The 21,948-nt window shown below is 43.9% G+C and carries 18 protein-coding genes; 13 read left to right on the top strand and 5 right to left on the bottom strand.

Annotation, left to right across the window (positions count from 1 at the left end; genetic code table 11):
* Window positions 1-31 precede the first annotated feature (31 nt).
* The 6 genes from atpB (at window position 32) to BMX95_RS00880 (ending at window position 7,029) form a co-directional block, all read left to right on the top strand.
* Window positions 32-1,201 (top strand): F0F1 ATP synthase subunit A, encoded by a 1,170-nt coding sequence (gene atpB, locus BMX95_RS00905; RefSeq protein WP_081199504.1) that lies wholly within the window; start codon window positions 32-34, stop codon window positions 1,199-1,201.
* Window positions 1,202-1,237: 36 nt separating this feature from the next.
* On the top strand, window positions 1,238-1,477 hold the full coding sequence (gene atpE / locus BMX95_RS00900) for an ATP synthase F0 subunit C (RefSeq protein WP_081199506.1): 240 nt from the start codon (window positions 1,238-1,240) through the stop codon (window positions 1,475-1,477).
* 106 nt (window positions 1,478-1,583) lie between these two features.
* Window positions 1,584-2,078 carry a F0F1 ATP synthase subunit B gene (atpF, locus tag BMX95_RS00895; RefSeq protein WP_081199508.1) on the top strand — a complete coding sequence of 165 codons (495 nt, stop codon included), beginning with the start codon at window positions 1,584-1,586 and terminating at the stop codon, window positions 2,076-2,078.
* A gap of 117 nt (window positions 2,079-2,195) precedes the next feature.
* Window positions 2,196-2,759, top strand: coding sequence for an ATP synthase F1 subunit delta (atpH, locus tag BMX95_RS00890; protein ID WP_081199510.1), 564 nt, complete (start codon window positions 2,196-2,198; stop codon window positions 2,757-2,759).
* Between the two features lie 33 nt (window positions 2,760-2,792).
* Window positions 2,793-4,373 (top strand): F0F1 ATP synthase subunit alpha, encoded by a 1,581-nt coding sequence (gene atpA / locus BMX95_RS00885; RefSeq protein ID WP_081199512.1) that lies wholly within the window; start codon window positions 2,793-2,795, stop codon window positions 4,371-4,373.
* 1,336 nt (window positions 4,374-5,709) lie between these two features.
* Window positions 5,710-7,029 carry a T9SS type A sorting domain-containing protein gene (locus tag BMX95_RS00880; RefSeq protein ID WP_165758886.1) on the top strand — a complete coding sequence of 440 codons (1,320 nt, stop codon included), beginning with the start codon at window positions 5,710-5,712 and terminating at the stop codon, window positions 7,027-7,029.
* 78 nt (window positions 7,030-7,107) lie between these two features.
* On the opposite strand, the gene BMX95_RS00875 is transcribed toward BMX95_RS00880, so the two are convergent.
* Both BMX95_RS00875 and BMX95_RS00870 read right to left on the bottom strand, forming a co-directional pair.
* A complete protein-coding gene (locus BMX95_RS00875) occupies window positions 7,108-9,495 on the bottom strand; it encodes a T9SS type A sorting domain-containing protein (protein ID WP_081199516.1) in 2,388 nt (795 codons plus the stop codon).
* Window positions 9,496-9,713: 218 nt separating this feature from the next.
* Window positions 9,714-9,968 (bottom strand): hypothetical protein, encoded by a 255-nt coding sequence (locus tag BMX95_RS00870; protein ID WP_081199518.1) that lies wholly within the window; start codon window positions 9,966-9,968, stop codon window positions 9,714-9,716.
* Window positions 9,969-10,304: 336 nt separating this feature from the next.
* On the opposite strand from BMX95_RS00870, the gene BMX95_RS00865 reads away from it, so the two are divergent.
* From BMX95_RS00865 to BMX95_RS00845, 5 genes are all read left to right on the top strand, one after another.
* Entirely contained in the window at window positions 10,305-12,575 is a 2,271-nt protein-coding gene (locus BMX95_RS00865) for a TonB-dependent receptor (protein WP_081199520.1), read from the top strand.
* Between the two features lie 45 nt (window positions 12,576-12,620).
* Window positions 12,621-12,902, top strand: coding sequence for a 2TM domain-containing protein (locus tag BMX95_RS00860; RefSeq protein ID WP_081199523.1), 282 nt, complete (start codon window positions 12,621-12,623; stop codon window positions 12,900-12,902).
* Between the two features lie 33 nt (window positions 12,903-12,935).
* Window positions 12,936-13,574, top strand: coding sequence for a hypothetical protein (locus BMX95_RS00855; protein ID WP_081199526.1), 639 nt, complete (start codon window positions 12,936-12,938; stop codon window positions 13,572-13,574).
* 70 nt (window positions 13,575-13,644) lie between these two features.
* Complete coding sequence (locus BMX95_RS00850) at window positions 13,645-14,241, top strand: hypothetical protein (RefSeq protein ID WP_081199528.1); 597 nt, start codon at window positions 13,645-13,647, stop codon at window positions 14,239-14,241.
* A gap of 20 nt (window positions 14,242-14,261) precedes the next feature.
* Complete coding sequence (locus BMX95_RS00845) at window positions 14,262-14,555, top strand: winged helix-turn-helix domain-containing protein (RefSeq protein ID WP_081199530.1); 294 nt, start codon at window positions 14,262-14,264, stop codon at window positions 14,553-14,555.
* Between the two features lie 51 nt (window positions 14,556-14,606).
* Here the strand turns inward: BMX95_RS00845 and BMX95_RS00840 are convergent, their stop codons facing one another.
* Window positions 14,607-16,019 carry an Ig-like domain-containing protein gene (locus BMX95_RS00840; protein ID WP_081199532.1) on the bottom strand — a complete coding sequence of 471 codons (1,413 nt, stop codon included), beginning with the start codon at window positions 16,017-16,019 and terminating at the stop codon, window positions 14,607-14,609.
* A gap of 470 nt (window positions 16,020-16,489) precedes the next feature.
* Between BMX95_RS00840 and BMX95_RS00835 the strand changes: the two genes are divergently transcribed.
* Entirely contained in the window at window positions 16,490-17,425 is a 936-nt protein-coding gene (locus BMX95_RS00835) for an ABC transporter ATP-binding protein (protein WP_081199534.1), read from the top strand.
* Window positions 17,403-18,275: an ABC transporter permease gene (locus tag BMX95_RS00830; protein ID WP_081199536.1), complete on the top strand. Its 873-nt coding sequence runs from the start codon at window positions 17,403-17,405 to the stop codon at window positions 18,273-18,275. The genes BMX95_RS00835 and BMX95_RS00830 overlap by 23 nt, the downstream gene beginning before the upstream one ends.
* An 87-nt stretch (window positions 18,276-18,362) precedes the next feature.
* Here BMX95_RS00830 and BMX95_RS00825 read toward each other — a convergent pair whose 3' ends face one another.
* Window positions 18,363-20,351, bottom strand: coding sequence for a PAS domain S-box protein (locus tag BMX95_RS00825; protein WP_090519256.1), 1,989 nt, complete (start codon window positions 20,349-20,351; stop codon window positions 18,363-18,365).
* Window positions 20,352-20,567: 216 nt separating this feature from the next.
* A complete protein-coding gene (locus tag BMX95_RS00820) occupies window positions 20,568-21,917 on the bottom strand; it encodes a Gfo/Idh/MocA family protein (RefSeq protein WP_081199538.1) in 1,350 nt (449 codons plus the stop codon).
* Between the last annotated feature and the right edge of the window lie 31 nt (window positions 21,918-21,948).

The raw sequence follows: 21,948 nt of genomic DNA, 5'->3' as shown, positions 1-21,948 counted from the left end.
ACTTATCTTTGCGCAAAATTTATAAACAGGTATGCTGGTCAGAAGCGTCAAATCCTTATTGGTAGCGGTTTTCAGCCTGAGTGTTGTGCTTTCTCCTTTATTTGTGAAAGCTGAAGATGGCGAAGCTCCCAAGGAAGAAAAATTAAATCCTGCTAAACTTATTATCGAACACGTTTCTGATGGTCATGAATACCATTTTGTAACTGTTGGAAATCATCCGGTATCATTGGCATTACCGGTTATTTTATACTCTCCTGAAAAAGGGTTTACTGCATTTATGTCGTCTGCTTTCCATCATGGAACCGAAGCCCATGAAGGATATATTCTTTTAACCGAAGAGTACCTGAAGGAACACAAAGAGCTGGAAGAGGAAAAAGATGAAGCAGGAAAATCTGTTTACAAAATGAACAAGATCTATGCTTTGGATGCTGAAGGCAAACCCAGCCTTACCGCTAAAGTGTATGACTTCTCCCTCACACGTAATGCCACACAAATGCTGATATCAGTAATATTACTGATATGGTTAATGACCAGCATTGCTAAAAAATATAAAAAGGGTATTGGTGAAACCAGTGCGCCAAAAGGCTTTCAAAATGCCGTTGAGCCGGTTATCACTTTCGTAAGAGATGATGTTGCCAAAGCCAATTTGGGTCATAACTACGAAAAGTACATGCCTTTGCTGCTTTCCGTTTTCTTCTTTATTCTTATAAACAATCTTATTGGTTTAATTCCGGGAACAGCTAACGTAACCGGTAATATTTCCTTTACCGCTATGTTGGGGCTGGTTGCTTTTATTGTGATCCTGTTCAGCACCAATAAACATTTCTGGAGCCATATTTTTAACCCACCGGTTCCCCTGGGTGTAAAACCCATTCTGATACCAGTGGAGATAATGGGTATTTTCACTAAGCCCTTTGCCCTTATCATTCGTCTTTTCGCCAACATGATCTCTGGTCACGTAATTATACTGGCATTTATTTGTTTGATTTTCATTTTCGGCGCCATGAATACAGCATTGGGATGGGGAACTTCACCTTTCTTCATGTTGTTGGCGGTGTTTATATATGTGATAGAAATACTGGTGGCATTTTTACAGGCGTACATTTTCGCCAACTTAACAGCGGTATTTATCGGTCAGGCCTTTGAAGGCGGACATGATCACCTGGATCACAATGGACATGATGAACCAGCAGTAATTTAAACTAAAGTCTTTTTTAATTATAAACACACAAGTATCATGAATTTGATGACTATTTTGTTGGAAGTTCAGCCCGGTTACGGTGCAATTGGCGCTAGCCTTGCTGCGATTGGTGCTGGTATCGGTATCGGTCAAATCGGTAAAGGTGCCGTTGAATCAATTGCTCGTCAACCAGAAGCAACCAACGACATTCGTGCTACCATGATCCTGGCTGCAGCCCTCGTAGAAGGTGTTGCCCTGCTGGCTGCCGTTGCTGGTTTGCTGGCCGTGTTCAAATAGTCGGTTCGCACGTAAAAACAGTACTGCATTCAATGCAAAGGGCGGCGAATGCAGTATTTTTCTCTGAAAAAAGCAAAGCATATAATACCATAAATATTTATTTACAATGGAATTACTTACCCCGGATTTAGGCTTATTGGTGTGGAACTTTATTGCGTTTTTGATCCTGTTGATCATTTTGAGAAAATTTGCCTGGAAGCCAATTTTATCATCGCTGAAATCGCGTGAAACCGGTATCGCCGAATCATTGGCTACTGCCGAAAGGGTAAAAGCTGAAATGGCGCAGTTGAAAAGTGAGAACGAAGCATTGCTGGCCAAAGCCCGTGAAGAAAGAACCCAGTTGCTGAAAGAGGCACGTGATACAAAAGACCGTATCATCAATGAAGCCAAAGAACAGGCTAAAATAGAAGCCGGTAAAATCGTTGCCGATGCCAATGCTGCTATTCAACAGCAAAAAATGGCTGCTTTAACCGATGTTAAGAATCAGGTAGGTAACCTGGTAATTGAAGTGGCTGAGAAAGTGCTGCGTCGTGAACTGGCCGACAAATCACAACAGGAAAAGTACATTAAGCAACTGGCAGAAGAAGTGAAGCTTAATTAACCGATCTGTTAATTAGCCATTGTGCTAACGGAACACCGTATTCGAATTGGCACCCGCCTTCGCCCAGGCTACGGACGGGCAAGCATTTTCAAATTTTCACATTTTCAAAATCAATAAATGCCAAACCCTCGTTTAGCAGCGCGTTATGCAAAAAGTCTGATTGACCTGGCCAATGAAAAGAACCAGGTAGAACCGGTGTATAAGGATATGCTGTTTTTGCAAGCGCTTTGCAAGGATAGTCGCGATTTTTTAAACCTGCTGCGTAGCCCGGTTGTAAAGGCTGATAAAAAAGTAGCTATTGTTGAAGCTGTAACAAAAGGCAAAATAAGCGAACTCACTAATGTTTTCAACCGCTTGTTGATCAACAAAGGCCGTGAATCGAACCTGCCTGAAGTTATTACTTCTTTTATAGATCAATACAAACAGCAAAAAGGTATCCATACCGTGAAGCTTACTACTGCTGTACCTGTTACCGAAGAAATGAAAAAACAGATCATCGGCCAGGTGCAAAAGCAAACGAAGATGGATAACATTGACCTGAAAACCACCGTAAATGAGGAAATCATCGGCGGTTTTGTGCTGGAAATCGGCGATCAGCTGATCGATGCCAGCGTTGTGTACGATCTGAACAAGATCAAGGCACAATTCATGAATAATGACTTTATTTATAAAATAAGATAGTTCTAACACACAAAAAATCATAAACGGTTATATATGGTAGAGATAAAACCCGATGAGATATCTGCGATATTGCGTCAGCAATTGAGCAACTTTAACGCAGCTGCCGACCTGGAGGAAGTGGGTACTGTATTGCAGGTGGGTGATGGTATTGCCCGCGTATACGGTTTAAATAACGTACGTGCTGGTGAACTCGTTGAGTTTGAGAATGGCGTGCGTGCAATTGCCCTTAACCTGGAAGAGGACAACGTGGGGGTGGTATTGATGGGTGACAGCGGTGATATTAAAGAAGGCGCTAAAGTACGCCGTACCGGTAAGATCGCGTCTATTAACGTAGGCGAAGGTATGCTGGGTCGCGTGGTAAACACATTGGGCGAACCAATTGATGGTAAAGGTCCCATCGCTGGCGATAGATACGAAATGCCCCTGGAGCGTAAAGCACCTGGTGTAATTTTCCGTGAGCCGGTAAAAGAACCGCTGCAAACAGGTTTGAAAGCGATTGATGCGATGATCCCCATCGGCCGCGGACAACGTGAGCTGATCATCGGCGACCGTCAAACCGGTAAAACAGCGATCGCTATCGATACCATCATCAACCAGAAAGAATTCTACGCTGCTGGTAAACCAGTATTTTGTATATATGTAGCCATCGGTCAAAAAGCATCTACCATCGCTGGTGTGATGAAGACGCTGGAAGACAATGGCGCTATGGCTTATACAACTATCGTTGCGGCCTCAGCTTCTGACCCCGCTCCGTTACAGTTCTATGCGCCTTTCGCCGGTGCAGCCATTGGTGAGTTCTTCCGTGATACCGGACGTCCTGCCCTGATCATTTATGATGATCTGTCAAAACAGGCCGTAGCTTACCGTGAAGTGTCCCTGTTGCTTCGTCGTCCCCCAGGCCGTGAAGCTTATCCTGGTGACGTATTCTACCTGCACAGCCGTTTATTGGAGCGTGCTGCTAAAGTGATCAACGACGACGGCGTGGCAAAGAACATGAACGATTTGCCCGATTCAATAAAACACCTGGTAAAAGGTGGTGGTTCTTTAACCGCCTTACCAATCATTGAAACACAAGCGGGTGACGTATCTGCTTACATTCCTACAAACGTGATCTCGATCACCGATGGTCAGATCTTCCTGGAGTCGAACCTGTTCAACGCCGGTATTCGTCCTGCCATCAACGTAGGTATCTCTGTAAGCCGTGTGGGTGGTAACGCGCAGATCAAATCAATGAAAAAGGTAGCTGGTACGTTGAAGCTCGACCAGGCATTATACCGTGAAATGGAAGCCTTCTCTAAATTCGGTGGTGACCTCGACCCTGCTACCAAACTGGTAATTGATAAAGGTGCCCGTAACGTGGAGATCCTGAAACAGGCTCAATACACGCCATTCGCTGTAGAAAAACAGGTAGCTATCATTTACCTGGGTACACAAGGTTTGTTGCGTGAAGTACCTGTGAAGAAAATGAAAGAGTTTGAAGAACATTTCCTGATGGAAATGGAAAACAAACATGCCGATATTCTGGCTGAGTTCAAGAAAGGTAACTTACCTGATGACGGTATCAAGAAAATGGTGAATCTGGCCAACACCCTGATTCCTCAATACAAAGCATAACATTTACTGTTGTACGATATTTAAGAGCCATCCCGCTAACGGGGTGGCTTTTTCCTTTTTAAGGATGTTCGTAAAAAAAAATACAAAAAAGTAATATTACTATTGCATATTCAAAATACTGTTTAGATATTTGTATCAGATCAGAAACACTGATCAACAGTCTCACCCCAATCTCCTGTCAGAACCGTACCGTTACTTCAGATTTTATTATCCCCCAATTTTCCGTGAAAACTACCAGTTTTTAGTTTCCATTTCACCTGTGATCTACTTTATTCCGGTCCCTTAAAAACGTATCTGTACAAACATGTACCTTTTGAAACACATATGTATTGGAGTTAATTCAGTGATCGATCTCCTGATTGTTGCACTGGTTCCTACTACTTCTGCATGTTTGTCCTCATTTACTCCAGGGACCTCAATAACGGCCAATTACGGCCTTTTAAATGCTGGTTTAACTTATTTTAAGATAGATAACAACAAGCGCCATTTAGCATTATTGTACGGGTGCATACCCAACGGGGGTAGTGCCGGAAACGTATAATAAAAGCAGGGCCCGGTGGATTTTGTGCGCGTGATTAAAAGATGATTGTAAATCAACGAGGTAGAGAAATGTGAGGCAACGGTTTGTAATGAAATTGTGTAATAAGTGTTATGTATAAAAGTACCCCCACAAATGAATTCGGATCGTGCGAATAACAATCGAAAGAGATTTAAGAGTTTATTTTAAAGGGTACGATCAACAACACCGTCCCGTTTCTACGGGATGGTTTCTTTAAGTTTTCAATTCCTATCTGAATACCTCACCCGAAATTCAATCATCTGAAGCGCCGGTTACCGGTGCTGTAGTTTAACCTCTGTAGCTTTTACGGATTATTCCTGAACAGCGTCATATCACTGCCTTGTGTAATCGCATGGCAGCTTATATAAAGAGTTTATTTTAAAGGGTACGATCAACAACACCGTCCCGTGTCTACGGGAGGGAATTTTTTAAAAGATCGCGTTACCAAAAAGAGATTTATGTTTTTATTTTAAAGGGTACGATCAACAACACCGTCCCGTTTCTACGGGATGGTTTTTCTAAAACCCTTTCTGCACAAGTTCCCTGTATTACTATACAGAAATCCCATTTCCTTTCTTTAGCTCCGATATCATGTATGCCTGAGTAACTATAGGCTTCAATACTCAGCAGGAAAGCCTGTTTACTTACACTGTTTACCTTCTACGTGTTTAAAACGATAACACAACAGCTACCCCTGGTTGCTGATTGTATTGCCGCATAAATTTTATTGTGCGCCCGGGATGGCGCCCTATACCGTAACAATCTAAAATGTATGTGATGAACAAATTTTACCTCAAAACGCAATGGAAAGGTTTTTGGCTGCATAGGACGATTGCTGTCATTTTGCTGCTGGCCGTTTCAGCAGGTATACAGGCGCAGGGCCTCGAATTTAAAGACGGAAAAAAGGTGACAGGAAGAGAAGGCGAAGATGGCGCCGTATACAAGTTCCCCAATGTTACAAAGGATGTTGACGGTTATATCAGGATCAATGGCCGTTCTTCATCGGGGGTTAAATTGACCGACATAGACCTGGATAACACCGGTTGGGATAAAGCATTTCAACCCCAGATCGAATACAAGAACAGATCGGCATCGGGCAGTGAAAAAGACTGGTGGATGGAATTCGAGATCTCCTTTCTTTCTGCAAAGGACAATACCCCGGTTGCCATTTCAAGTATGGACCTTTCTGCCATCGATATCGATGGCGACGACAATCATGTGAATGAATGGGTATCGCTGTACAGCCTGGATTCCTATACCACTGAACGCCATACTTCATTACAGGTGCTTGATCTGCTGGAAAATATCTTAAGTGTATTGACGCTTACCGGTAAAAAATTCTCCGGTCCGCTTACCCAGTATGACAATATCGATACCAGCGCTACCAAAGTGATGACAACCGCCAAATACACGAATAAAAGCAAATTCAGGATCAGGGCCGGCGGTCACAGCACCGATAAAGACATTTCAACCGAGCGCATGTATTCATTCTGGTTCAAATCGTTCAACTATACGGCACCTGTACAAAGTACCTTGCCCATACTGTTAAATTCGTTTACGGCAAAGAAGTCTGGCAACCAGGTGATATTGAACTGGAGTACCGATATGGAAAAGGATTTCAGCCATTTTGTAGTGGAGAAAAGCGGGAACGGAATGGATTATACCGACGCCGGGGTGCTATTCACTGAAAGCAACAGCAGCAACATGCACAAGGAATACTCCTTTAAGGATGAGCTGAAAAACAGCACTGCCGGTCTTGCTTATTACCGCCTTAAAATGGTTGACCTGAATGGGAAATACCAGCAGTCTGAAGTGCGGATAATCAGGTTAACGGATAATAATGCGGCCACAAGCATTACGGTTTACCCCAATCCGGTTGTAAGCGACCTGCGGATAACAGTGGCCAGCAACTGGCAGGATAAGGCCATGCACATTCAGGTGTTAAATGCAAACGGGGAAAATGTGCTGCAATACTACAGCCCCAGGGCAAGCCAGACAGAAAGCATTAGCGTCAGAAATTTAAAGCCGGGCGTGTATATAGTGAGAGTACTGAATGGCGCGGAAACGGCCCAGCAGCGGTTTATAAAGACGAAATAAGCGTGGTTGGCGAAGTGTAAAAAAGAAGCCCTCCCGATGCATCGGGAGGGCTTCTTTTTTCTACCTGAAGAGTTTTTATTATTTCTTCAACAGTTTTTTCTGGAAGAGTACTTCTTTACCAGATCTGATATCCAGCATATACATACCTTTTGAAAGGCCGGCTGGGATACGGATGCTGATAGAATTGCTTCCGATTGCTAATTGTTCAGAAGTGGTATATACCTCTCTTCCTGAAAAATCGATCAAACGGATTCGAACCTGTTCAGCGGATTTTACCAGAATTTGAACGTTTACATCTCTGTCGAATGGATTAGGCATTGCTTCCACATCCAGTTTGTTGGTGTTCAGCATGATAACACCAGAATAGTTAACGCTGCCACCTTTTTGGTTAACCCGCAGGCGATACCAACGGGTAGTTGAGAAAGTATGTTCAGCATCAGTGAACTGGTAGCTGTTGGCAATATTGCTGTTTTCCTTGGCAGCTACAGTACCGGCTTTCGTGAATACAGTTCCGTTTTCAGAATATTCAACGTCGTAAGTAGCCACACCATCATCACCGTTCATAGTCCAGTTTAAAACAGACTTTTGTTCCTGCAGGGCACCTTTAAATTTAAGGTTAATTAAAGGCAGTACCCCGTCTGAATAGAAACAGGTAGGTGTTTGGCCAGTATTGGTAGGATCGCTTGAGTTTACGAACATGATGTTACCATCAGCATCGGTAAGGGTGATCTTCGACTGGTTACAAACCTGTTTATTAGGTTCGGTTCTAACGCGGAAGGTTACCACAGCTGAATTATCCTGGGTAGGAAGAACGATACCGGGATCTTCGCCTAATGTATTTACCATTTTACCGTTGGGGGTACCCGTTTTGGCAAAAGGCATCACACCGCCGCTTGCATCAGGTACCGCTATGCCGTTCATCTTGGTCGTATTCTTAATATACGTGGTGGATGGTGGAATGTAATCGTACATATATACCCCTGCCGCGTTGATGTTACCGATATTGGTAACGGTAATTTTGTATTCAACCGTATCACCACCATTAATATGCCCGTCACCATCTATATCGGTGTAGGTCTTTTTGGCAATGATTGAACTGTTCAGCACCGGGAACGCACAGGTGGTATAGTCACCAGACATATAAACACCGCTTGATCCGCTATTGACACTAACAGCGTTCATCGTTTGCAGGTCAAGCTTAAATACTTCATTATAAGCTCCGTTGATGAATACGTTGCCGTAAAGGTCAATTGCCAGTGATTGAGAGGTAAAAGGGTTGTTATCGTCTACAACCTGACCATTTACTTTCATGGTACCCATGTAGGTAGCTACCAATGTGGCCGGGTTGATCTTATACATGCTACTGTTGTTGGTAATCAGGTATAATTTACCTGAACCGTCAGCAAAAATGTCACCACCTGTCTCACCGTTTCTCGCGTCCCGTACATTGTGGCCTCCGTTAGTGTTGGCATTGGTCAGGGGGCCCAGGTGATTGATCACCGGAGTTCCCGATGAATTCATTTTAAACCTGATCAGATCTGACGCATCACTTGTGAGGGCATAACAATAACCATCTGAGCCCATACCCATACGGTTAACGCTAACGCCATTGGTTGACAGCGGTGTACCCGACCATCTATAAGCAGACAATGGCGGAGAAGTACTCATGTCTATATATGACAGGTTTGCACCTGCAACGTTATTGACAAAATAGATCCTTTGGCTGGCTTTGTCGTAGGCGATGGCCGCACAACCGTCCAGTAATGGACCGGAAACGTTGTTACCGGTAGTCGCGCTCTTTGTTGCTCCATTGGGACCATCATAAAGTACGGCGCTGCCCTTTCCGGTTATGGTATCTACTGTACGCACCCAGCTATATGCCTTTTGATCATCTGGCGTATTACGGCCAAAGGAAACAACCGCCGGGGTCGTTTGGTAAATGATGTTACAGCCGGCATCCTTCTGAATGTTTGTATACACCGTGTTGGTTGCCTGAATGGTTGAAACATTACCCTGGGTAGCATCGATGGTAGCGTTATTGAAAATACTACCGCCATTACCGGTTACTGTTACGCGGAACATGACAGTCGCTTTTTGACCGGGAGGTAAAACACCCGCCATATAATTCTCGGCATTCACCGCATTACCGTCTCCGGCATAAGGCATGATGCCGCCAGGTTTGTCAGTTAACGTGGTTGTGTTTAAAACGGTGGAACCGGTTTTATAAATCACACCGGGCGGTACGTTGTCGTACATTTTAGCCGCGATGTAATTTTGGGTTCCATTGTTTTTTACGGTGATGGTATACAACAGCTCATCACCCATATTTGCTAATGTACCATCTCCACCTGTGGTGGTGTTCTTCACCTCCTTAGTGAAGACCAATTGTGCCTGCGTGTTGGCCTTAATGCCCAATAGCACTAAGCCGAGGAGCAGGGCTTTCAAAGGGTAGAATTTAAAGCTCATAGGTTCCGGATTTACACATGAAAGTTTTCGAATAAAATTCACGTCATAACCAAGAAACAGGCCTCGTACTGCTTCATAAGTTATAACTTATTCAACGTTTTGTATTTATACTGTTTTGTTGTTACTCATTTAGTTTCATTTTGCCGCTGTTTTTTAAATTGTTATCTATAGTAAATGTATCAATCAATACGTGTTCAGTTCAGTCGATAGTTTTTCGTTTAGTCAATGTGTTTCAGTAAAGCACTGGTGCTTATTCCACTGGTCATTTTAATTAAGTGATTATATCCGGGAAAACTTTTGAAAACAGGAAGGAAAGAAGCAAACGGTGTCAGGGGCTTGGTTAAACAGGCATACATTACCCGCAACCATTGGGGTGATTGTACCTGCAGTTCATAATTACCGGTTAAGGTAACTGGGCTGTTAAATGCATCTAAAAGAATAGATGCTACTAAAGGAGTTTCGATCCTTTTCATAGTTTTCAATACGGATATAACATTTAAAGGCGATAGTTAGCCATTTTTCGCCAATCGTACAACGCAAAAGCCACATGGATATTTTACAGGAAAACCCGTAGCTGATTCCAGGCATTCATATAAGATTTATATCTATTGCGAAAAATGATATAAATCAATTCACAATGAATCGTGTGTAAAATACCTGTGTACGAAATTTGATGCAAGATACTAACAACCAACAAAATGATTAAAAAAACCTGTTATTCTCATTTTTGGACAATTGGGGATAACTTCTAGAAATTAATTTGGTTTATAACGTAAACCAGTTTACGTTTGAGTATAAATTAACCACCCATGCTACCGCTTCTGCCACTGCTTATTTTACTCTTATCCTTCCTGGCCGGATCGGCTCAAACCATTATTTCCGGAAAGGTAAAAGATGGAAAAGGTCATCCCATACAGGGAGCCAGTATCTCTTTAAAAGACACTTACGATGGCGCTACCACCGATACGTTGGGCGACTATCACTTTAAAACCACTGAAAAAGGCGAACAGGTACTACTGGCCACCTCCATCGGTTATAAACTACAGGAACAAAAAATAACCGTTTCAGGCGCTGCCCTACGTATTGATATAGTTTTAAAACCGGAACCCAATGAATTAACTGCGGTAACCATTACCGCCGGTTCATTTGAAGCCAGTGATACAAAACGAACCACTGTTTTAAATTCCATTGATATTGTTACAACCGCCAGTGCCAATGCCGACATTACCAGCGCCATCAAAACATTACCCGGCGCCCAGCAGGTAGGCGAGAGTGAAGGATTGTTTGTTCGGGGCGGTACAGCCCAGGAAACAAAGGTTTTTATAGATGGCACCCTGGTGAACAATTTCTTTTTCAGCAGCGTGCCCGACATTGCCCAGCGCGGCCGTTTTTCGCCTTTTATTTTTAAAGGCACCGTATTCAGCTCAGGCGGTTACTCTGCTTTATATGGCCAGGCGCTTTCGGCTGCATTGATCCTGGAGTCGGTTGACCTGCCCGATCAATCATCAGCCAGTGTAGGACTTTCTACCGTAGGTTTAAATGCCGGCTTTCAGCAGTTATCAAAGAAAAAGAATGCAAGCTGGGGTATCAACTACAGCTATACCAACCTGGCGGCTTATTTCGCAGTAGTTAAACAACGCCCCGATAACTTTAAAATACCGGAGTTTCATAACGGGGAAGCCAACTTCCGGATAAAAACCTCCAAAACCGGGATGCTGAAATTTTATGGCTATTTCAATTATAACCAGTTGGGTTTGCGCAGGGCCGATATTGATTCCATAGAATTGAAAAATGCATTCAGGCTCACCAACTTTAACGTGTATGGTAATTTATCGTGGAAGGAAAAGCTGGGCAAAAAATGGCATCTGTATATGGGCGCTTCCTACAGCAACAATACCGATAAGATCGGGAATGAATTACAGGACCAGCACAACACGCCGGTAACCATGAACTGGGAGCCATACGATACCAAGGGTTTTAATGTAAGGACCGATGGTGAACTGGCGCAGGTAAAAACTGTGCTGGAAAGACGTTTGTACGGATTAAGCGCCATTCGGTTTGGTGGGGAGTACATGTATTTTACCGATAAGAATAACTATACCAACCAATACGTAACCAACGGCATTACTACTGCCGAAGATCATTTCAAAGCTGCCTTTGCAGAAGCTGATATTTATATCACTAATGACCTGGCAGCCAAATTCGGCGGTCGTTTTGAGCAAAGCTCCCAGCTTGATAAAGCCAACGTGGTACCCCGTATTTCACTGGCTTATAAAGTAGGCAATAAGGCCCAGGCTTCGCTGGCTTATGGTATATTTTATCAAAAGCCCGAAAAGGATTATTACCTGCGGGGTTATGCCTACAATGATCTGTTATATACAAAAGCCACGCATTACATTGCCAACTACCAACGGGTAAGCAGGGATTATACCCTGCGTATTGAAGGCTATTATAAAAAGTACGAAAACCTGGTAAAAACCTATGGCACCAGCAATGTCGGTATTATAGACAGCGTAGCCACCAGTGGTTATGGAGATGCCAAAGGGATAGAACTCTTTTGGCGCGATAGAAAAACATTGAAGAATGTTGACTACTGGATCTCCTATTCATACCTCGATACCAAAAGAGATTACCTGAATTACCCGTATGCCATTCAACCCAATTTTGCAGCTAACCATACCGCCAGCCTGGTGGTAAAGAAATTTGTCACCAAAATAAAGACCCAGTTTAACGGCTCTTATACATTTGCAACAGGCCGTCCTTATTATAACATCCGATACAGCAACAATGCAGGTAAATACCAGATAGCCGACCAGGGAAAAACCATTTCCTACAATAACCTTAGTTTTAGTGTGAATTACCTGCCAACAATCGGGAATACCAAATCGAAGAATTTTATAGTATGGGTTTTTTCAGTGAACAATGTGCTGGGCAGCAACCAGGTGTTCGGTTATAATTATTCCTTCAACGGTTTGCGGAAAGATCCCATTTTGCCAACCGCCCGTCGGTTTTATTTTTTGGGTTGTTTCCTGAGTTTTGGAGTTGACAGAAGCGACGACGTCATAAACAGTAATTTGTAACAGCAACTATTAATCAATTATAATAAATCATAAAACACCAGTCACATGGAAAATACAAAAGACCCGCAATTGTGGGAAATTGCCCAACGCAGGGCGAAGTTTAAATATAACCTGATAGCTTATATTGGAATGAACTGTTTCTTTTGGGGTATATGGCTATTTGTTGGCCTTAATAGAGGCCATATGGGATATCCCTGGCCAGTATGGTCAACGGCAGGGTGGGGGATTGGCCTGCTATACCACTTTTTTAAAGCCTATGTTTTTACAGATAAGGACAGTAGTGTGGAACGGGAATATGCAAAACTGCAACAGCAGGAGAACCGGTAAAAAAGAACACCATAAATAATAAAATCAACCATCATGAAGCAATTATTTTTTATCCTTGTTTCGATTGTGATCGTATCCCAGGGGATAGCACAAAGCGAAAAGTTTACCAAAGCAATGACCACTTCCATTGCCACATTCGATTCAGCGAAAACTGCCGATGATATGCTGGCTGCTTCAGCCGCTTTTGAACGCATTGGCGATGCAGAAAAAACACAGTGGCTTCCGTATTACTATGCCTCTTTAAGCCAGATCATTTATGCTTTCATGAAGAATGATATGAGCCAGGCCGACGCCTACGCTAATAAAGCCGATGACTTATTGAAAAAGGCCGATGCCCTGCAACCCAAAAATTCTGAAGTAAGCTGTATTAAATCCATGATCGCTACCCTGCATATGCTGGTGAACCCGCAGAACCGCTGGCAGGAGTATGGCCCGGTTATTCAAACCGAACTGGATAATGCCAAAAAACAGGACCCCGCCAACCCAAGACCCTATTTCTTACAGGGACAAAATTTACGCAATACCCCTGAGCAGTTTGGCGGTGGTTGCACAACAGCCAAACCATTGCTGGAAGAAGCGTTGAAGAAATATGAGGCCTACAAACCTGAATCTTCCATTGCACCCAATTGGGGCAAAGGACAGGTAGAAAAAATACTGGCTACCTGCAAATAACACAAATTGTCCGCGCACGGCAGGCTATGGCCTTGCGCGGACAATTTTACTTTTAATACCTAACTGTTATATGGAAAAAGAAACCAGCTTTTCACACGACGATAGTTTAGCATTGATTGAATCTATGATCAACAGGGCAACGAATCGTTTTAATGAGGACGGATTCCTGTATTTATTATGGGGATGGGTAGTACTGATTTGCAGCGTTACGGAATTCTTTTTATTACGTATTAACTTTGAGAAACATTACCTGGTGTGGACACTTACCTGGGCTGCCGTGATCTTTCAGATATTTTTTTTACGCAGGAAACGGCAAAAACAACGGGTACGTACCTATACCGATGATATTGTTAAATATGTATGGATCACTTTTATCATCATCATGTTCCTGGCGGCGGTCCTTATTAGCGTCATTCAGGGCTGGGAGTATTATAAATTGATTGATCCTATATTTTTGGTCATATATGGCATGCCTACTTTTTTGTCAGGTATCATTCTCCGGTTTAAACCGTTAATCTGGGGTGGTATTGGTTGCTGGGCGCTGTCGTTACTGACCACCGTAATACCTGTGGAATATCATTTGTTGCTGGTATCGGCGGCAATGGTAATAGCCTGGATTTTGCCAGGTTATTTATTAAGGCGGAAATTTAAAAAGACAAATCCTTAGTAAGTTGAAAGCGATCGAAAATGGAGTTTAAAGATCTGGATCCGATATTACATTCCCAACTTCGGTTGGCAGTAGTTTCACTTCTCATCAGTGTGAAGGAGGCCGAGTTTACGTTCATTCGGGAAAAAACGAATGCCACTGCCGGCAACCTGAGTGTACAGGTAAATAAGTTAAAAGAAGTGGGCTATATAGAAGTGATAAAACAATTTAAAGACAATTACCCGCAAACCATATGTAAGATAACGCCCGTGGGGGTGGCTGCATTTGAGGAATATGTAAAGAACCTGCAGTCGTACCTGGGTGTAAAAAAATAACCCCGCCTTTGTGAAAGCAGGGGTTTTCTTACCTGTGGAACTCAAATTAGTTTACTCCTTGATCAGCTTAACCAGCATGCGCTCTTTGCTGTTAACGGAAACATCCAATGTATAAGCGCCGGGTTGCAGATTGCGGCTTCCTTCCATAATGAAATTGCTGGCGCCTGCATCGGCTTTGGAGGTTTTATTCATCACAATGGCACCGTCGGCGTTCAGGATTTTCAGTGCAACAAAACTGCTTTCATTCAATTGCGTGGTCACTGAAATATCTTTTTTGGCCGGATTGGGTGTAACGCTCATCATTTTTACCGTTGGGGTATTGTACACCCGCACAACGAGTAGCCGGCTGGTAGCTGTTTTACCAACCTCATCAACCTGTTTCAGTCGATAATAAAGGTCTTTTTTCAACGCTGTGTTTTTGCCCACCTCATCATTGAACGAGTACACTTTTCTGGTGGTAGAGTTGCCTGCTGCTTTTATGGTACCAGCCGTGTGCCATTTGCGGCCATCGATGCTTCGTTCAATCTCGAACCGGTTGTTATTGAATTCATAACCGGTTGCCCATTTTAACTGCACCTGCCCGCCATCGTTATAAATTCCCGCGAAATCGCTCAGGCTTACTTCTTCCTCAGGAAATTCCAGTTTAACGGTAGCATCCTGCGAGCATAAGCGGCCATAGCCATTATCACAAACTTTATACGTAAAGGAGGTAGAATGCCCTGAAAAACCAGGGTTAGGGATAAAAGTAAAACTGCCATCACCGCGCATGCTTACTTTACCATCCTGTGAATTGGTGATCAAATACGCATTGAGCCGGTCATTGTCGGCATCGCGGTCGTTTATAACCACCAGGCCGGTTGCCGTATGGTCAGGCAATCCGGCAATATTATCATTTACGGCCACAGGCGAGGTATTACAGCCATCTTTATAATGCAACGGTGCTGAAACGTTCAGCTGATCGATGGCAATACGGGTAGTACCACCGGTGCCCTGGTAGTTCAGGTACACTTTATAAATACCCGGTTGTAAATGCTGGAAGGTTTTGTTGTAGTTGCTGGTGATTTGTACGGTGGGTGCGCATTCAAAACTATCAAGCCTGGCTACCATTATATTGTTGGGATCGGTTAAAACTACTTTTAACCAGCGGCGGTTCCCTTTTTCAAAAGCCTGGTTGAACTGATAATTGAAAGAAATAGTGATATGGTCAGCTATATCAAGCGCCGGGGTGTAAATACCTGTGCGTTGGGTAGGGCTGATGTCGCTACCGGGAACCAGCCAGCCATCCGTTTCAGTATTGAAGCCGGTGATCTCAAAATCGGGCAACGTCCAGCAATGGTTTTGTAAATATCCTTTTAATTGGGTTAGGGCAACACCGTTACGGGTGTTGAAGTCTTCAGTAACCTGGGCGTTGAGGCAGGCCGCCAGCAGACAGGTCACTATCTGTAAGCAAATAATGCGCTTCATTTTGTACTGTTTCAGCGTTTAGTTAATAAATACGCCAGGGCAGGATGCAGGATGATCCGTCATGGGTATTCAAAGGCAAATGCATTCATAAAGGATACAAACGATCACGGGTGGGTAATACGAATTATACGGAGATTACGTAGGAATTGGAGATAGTTATACTAAAAATGCAGATATCCGTAAGTATGACAAGCGTTGACTTTTTAATCTGAACTCTGCTATCATTCAAATAGTCAGCGGCTTATGTAGATATTTGGAATTTCTTGCAGGAAAAAAATTGGGTGCCTGCGGGTTACGGAATTACAGAGGATGTAGGAGGAACGTTACAAATGTAACTAACGGTTTTGTCTTTTGCAATAGGGTTCCCATAAAAATATATTTTGGTTAAATCGGTCTTAATAATAGCAGCCGGAAGTTATATTTTTCGGGTTGAACCATTTCGGGTTGTAATTTGTACCATTTAATAACGTATGTCTGCAATTATAAAAGTTGACAATTTAAGTAAGCAATACCACGAGGTGAATGCGGTAAATGATATTTCATTTACAGTGAACACAGGTGATATCTATGGTTTTCTGGGGCAGAATGGCGCGGGGAAATCCACTACCATTCGCATGCTGCTTACCCTTATTGCACCAACAGCCGGGAGTATTGAATTGTTTGGTAGAAATTTACATACCAACCGTAAAGAAGTGTTGCAGCAGATAGGCGCCGTTATTGAAAAGCCCGATCTGTATAAATACCTTACGGCTTATGAAAATCTTTCCCTGTTTGCCAGAATGAGCGGGGTAAAGGTTACCCAAAATAAACTGCAGGCACAGTTGGAACAGGTAGGTCTCTCCGAAAGGGCGCACAGTAAGGTGCGCACTTTTTCACAGGGAATGAAACAGCGTTTGGGAATTGCCATTGCGCTCATTCATGATCCAAAGCTGATCATTCTGGATGAACCAACCAATGGATTAGATCCGCAAGGTATAGCCGATATTCGTAATTTGATCCTGCATTTAAGCCGGCACCAGGGCAAAACCATTCTGGTTTCCTCGCACCTGTTGCATGAAATAGAACTGATAGCCAACCGCATGCTCATCATTGATAAGGGCAAAAAAATAATGGAAGGAACTGTTGCCGAACTGGTTGATCCCGCACGCACCATGGTGCATTTGGAAGTGACCAATCCGCAGCAGGTAGTGGCCTGGTTGCAAAGCAGCCGCTGGAGTACTTGTTTACAGGAGCAGCATAACAATGTTATACTGTTGCAAATGAACAAACAACAAGTGCCAGAATTAACTGCCGACCTGGTACAGGCCGGGGCCAATATTATGGCCCTGCAACCGCAAAATTCACTGGAATCGTATTTTCTTTCATTAACAACCGAAAACCGGCATGTGGACACTTTTACAAATTGAGCTCTTCAAAATATTTAAACGTCCCCGTACTTATATCGCTTTTGTTGCCATCGCCGCCATCGTAGTTTTAATACAACTGGCATTGTACCTCGATGGTAAAACCTATGTGAACTTTATGCTGCAAAGCATCGAGCGGTTTAATGTGGAAGGCAAAATGCTGAATGGTTATTTTGTTTGTTACTTTATTCTGCAAACCCTGCTTATACACGTACCCTTATTAATTGCGCTGGTGGGTGGGGATATGATTGCGGGTGAAGCGAATATGGGCACCCTGCGTTTGCTCATCAGCAAACCCATCAACCGTTCTACCTTACTGATCAGTAAATTTCTGGCTTCTACTATTTATACCCTGCTGTTACTGGTGTGGATGGCAATTCTGTCGCTGCTGATCTCGCTGATAGTCTTTGGCCCGGGCGATCTGATGGTGTTTCAAAGCCAGGTGATCATTCAAATTCCACGCTCAGATGTATTTTGGCGTTATGTCGCCGCCTTTGGGTTTGCCGCAATTGCCATGACCACCGTGGCTGCCTTATCTTTCTTCCTGTCGCTGTTTGCAGAAAATTCTATCGGACCCATTGTGGCAGCAATGAGCATTGTAATTGTTTGTACCATTCTCACTACTATGGACCTGCCTTTGTTTTTGTCCATGAAACCTTATTTGTTTACCTCGCATATGCTGGGATGGAAGGGCTTTTTTGATATCAAGGCTTCGGCCAGTGGCAGTGCAGTGTTAGGAAGTATACAGAACCTGCCCGGGATATTGAAGTCTGCATTAATACTGGTGGGGCATATCATCTTTTTTGTGGGAGCAACTGTAGTCATCTTCCGGAAAAAAGACGTGTTGTCGTAATATAAGAAGTAGGAGGTAAGAAGTAAGAAGACGGACAAAAAGTTCGGGTTCTTCCCACGTCGTATCTCTTACTTCTTACTTCCTGGATCAATCAGCAATTGTAAAGTGAAAAGTGCTTCCCATACCGAGCTCCGACTCGACCCAGATCCTCCCCCCATGCAGTTCCACTATTTTTTTACAATGCGCCAGCCCTATGCCTGATCCTTCGTACACGGAGCGGTTGTGCAGTCGCTGAAAGATAATGAAAATGCGTTGCTGGTATTGTTTATCGATGCCAATGCCATTGTCACGAAATTGAAAATGCCAGTGGCCGCTTTGTTTCCTGGTAGAGATCTCGATATGCGGGGCAACACCTTGCTTTTGAAATTTTATTGAGTTGCTGATCAGGTTTTGGAACAACAGCTTCAACTCGGTAGGGAATGCATTTACAACAGGTAACGGACCGGCTACGATCTCCGCCTGGTTTTCCTTGATCACTTTGGCCAGATCGGCCAATACTTCTGTCAACGCGAGATTACAATTAACCGGTTCAAACTGTTTTTCCCGGCCAATACGCGAATAGTCGAGCAGGTCTTTGATCAGCGTTTTCATTCTGTCAGACGACTGGATCACATAGTCGATATAGCGATCAGCGTTTTCATCTAACCGGCCATAATATTGTTTACGCAGCAGCTGCACAAAACTAGAGGTGGTACGTAATGGTTCCTGCAGGTCATGAGAGGCAACGTAGGCAAACTGTTCCAGCTCCTTATTCTTGATCTCCAGCTCGGCCGTACGTTTGTGAACTTTTTTCTCCAGGGTAATATTGGCTTCCCGGATCTCTTTTTCCAACCGTTTCTTTTCAGAAATATCGCGAATGGCAGCTGTTACCAGTAAACCTTCCTCTGTTTCCAGCGGACTTAGACTCATTTCAATGGGAAATTCTTCACCATTCTTTCTTCGGCCTAATACTTCAAGCCCAATATCTGTAGAACGAACCCCGGGGTTATCATGGATCAATCTGGGTTGGTCCCGTTGCATGGAACGGAACCGTTCCGGCAACAATAACTCCATGTTGGCGCCGATCAGTTCCTCTTTTTGATACCCGAAAATGTTTTCGCATTGTTTGTTCACCAGTTGGATCTTGCCTTTTTCGCCAATGATCACAATGGCATCGGGCGCTGATTCCAGCAGCCCTTTGAACTTTTGTTGCGCCTTTTCTATATCGAGCATACTGCGCTGCAGTTCTTCGGCCATGGTATTGAAGTTATTCGCCAGTATGCCTATTTCATCTTTAGAAAATGCCTGCGCTTTGCGGCTGAAATCATTTTTAGCAACGGCTTTGGCCGACTGCAATATTTCGTTCAATCCTTTTTGAATGTTGCGGCTTACAATGATGGCCAGTGTTAAACCGGTTATTTCAACAGAAAGCGCAATCAGGAACAATAAGCGCAACACCAGGTTTTCGAGCCAGCGCGAACCCTCGCCCAGGGTATAAGAGAATTCATCTTCGAGTATTGTAAGGCGGGCATTCAATGGGTCTATGGTTTGAACAATTGCGTTGATCCTTTCGGGCGAAGGCCTGGGGGCGTTAATTTCTTTGTGTAATTGTTCGCCAATAGGGATAAACTCGGTTACCGAGGAGTCTGCCGTTTGCCATGCCTTGATGGCTTTGTTGATGTAATATATGCGATTAAAACGGGTAAATAGTTTGATCATGCCATCCACATCGTCTTTATGATTGCGGCCTTCAATAAAACCCTGCCGCGCAACCTCCATATCGGGATTGGCTTTATTCAGTTCAACCAGTGTTTTGTGATCGCCCCCGGACACCTTCATAAATTCCTTGAATTTCTGATAATCGGCCTCGTCGTGCGTACGGCTGTAACGCAACAATTGATACATGGCGTCTTTTTGGGCTTTTGACCACAGGCCTTCGCCGCTTACATAAGCCCGTACTGATGACAGGGTGTTTATGGAAAATATCAGCGCCCCTAATTCTATAGCAATCAGGGTAGCCATAATGCCAACGGTGAAGTATAATTTTTTGGCAATGGATACATTTCTAAACCATTTGAAAAGCGAAACACCCTTCATTATAATTCCTTGTTTTTATTACCCGTATTTTGATTGGTTGAACGATAGCCTGGGAATACTTTTCTGCTACTAAGCGGGGCCCGGGCAGCGAAGCTGGCTGCCACTGAAGGGAAGGTAAGTAAAATTTTTTTAGGATGGCCGTTTAGTGTGTTATAAAAATAAAGCCCTGAAGGAACGAAGGTGTTCTCCAGGGCCTACCTGCTTTACAGCTATATTTTAAAAACCATACTTGGTTACACCTGGTATGGGAACGGGATAGTATCCATCATCATTGGGTAATACCGGCGGCATGGCATTGAAGTCGTACGTTTTGGGATGCAGGTCTAAACCGGAGTTCAATGCTTTGTCCCATTCCACTACTTGTCCGGTATAAGTGGCCATGCGGCCAAGAATGGAAGTCATGGAGCTGTGGGCGCCATTTTCGGCATCGGCAAATTTGTATTCACCTCTGGCAATAGCCGCAAATAACTCATCGTGCTCGGTTTGGTAAGGATCGTTCTCTGAATTTTTATCAAACTGGAACAGAACCTTGCCTTTGTAGTCAACGATGTTGGCTTCGCCGCACTGGATCTTTCCTTTGGTGCCTATCAGCAGTTCATCAACCTTGCTCATGGTACCGGGAATGTGACGGCACTGGCTGTTCAGTACAGATCCGTCTGCATAAGTGAATTCAACAAAGTGATGATCGAATATTTCACCATGGTCTTTTCCTTTACGAACCTGGCGGCCACCCATGCCCTGGGCTTTTACGGGATGGCCTTCCTTGAACCAGTTTATTACATCGAGGTTATGAATGTGCTGTTCACAAATATGGTCGCCGCATAACCATACAAAGTAATACCAGTTGCGCATCTGGTATTCCATTTCTGTTTGTCCGTACTGGCGTTTACGTACCCAAACCCCGTCGTTGTTCCACCAGGCCTGTGCCGAGGTAATATCACCAATCAGGTTTTTGCGTTTGAATAACTCGCGGTAGGAGTATTGGTAATGGCGTTGCAGGCCTACCACTACGTTTAATTTCTTTTGTTTGGCTATTTCGGCAGCATCCAGTACGCGTTTAATACCAGCAGGGTCAGTAGCTACCGGTTTTTCCATAAACACGTGTTTACCTTGTTTGATGGCTTCTTCGAAATGGATGGGGCGAAAACCGGGCGGTGTTGCCAGTATTACCACATCAGCCAGCGCAATGGCTTTCTGATAAGCATCGAACCCATGGAATTTTCTTTCTTCGGGCACATCTATCCGTTCGGCTATATTTACGCCGCCGTTGTTTTTGGTGTTTTCGGGGGCTGTTAAGCGTTTATAGCTTCTCTCTAAATTGTCACGAAAAGCATCGGCCATGGCAACCAGCTTCACGTTTTGCTTGCTCAATAACGCCTGTTGGGCAGCGCCGGTTCCCCGGCCTCCGCAACCGATGAGCGCTACTTTTATCGTGTCAGCTGCGCCGGAAAAATAGTTGGCTTTGGAAAGGAATGGGGCAGCAAGTAATCCGCCGGCCAGCCAGGTAGATTGTTTTACAAACCGGCGGCGTGAGGTGGCAAGGTTGTTAGATTGTTCAGTGCTCATTGGCATCAGTTTTAGTTGTACAAAATCGGGA

The organism is Niastella yeongjuensis (assembly GCF_900110245.1).
Classification (GTDB): Bacteria; Bacteroidota; Bacteroidia; order Chitinophagales; family Chitinophagaceae; genus Niastella; species Niastella yeongjuensis.
Note: the sequence above shows the minus strand (reverse complement) of the source record. Positions and strands in the feature narration are given on the sequence as shown.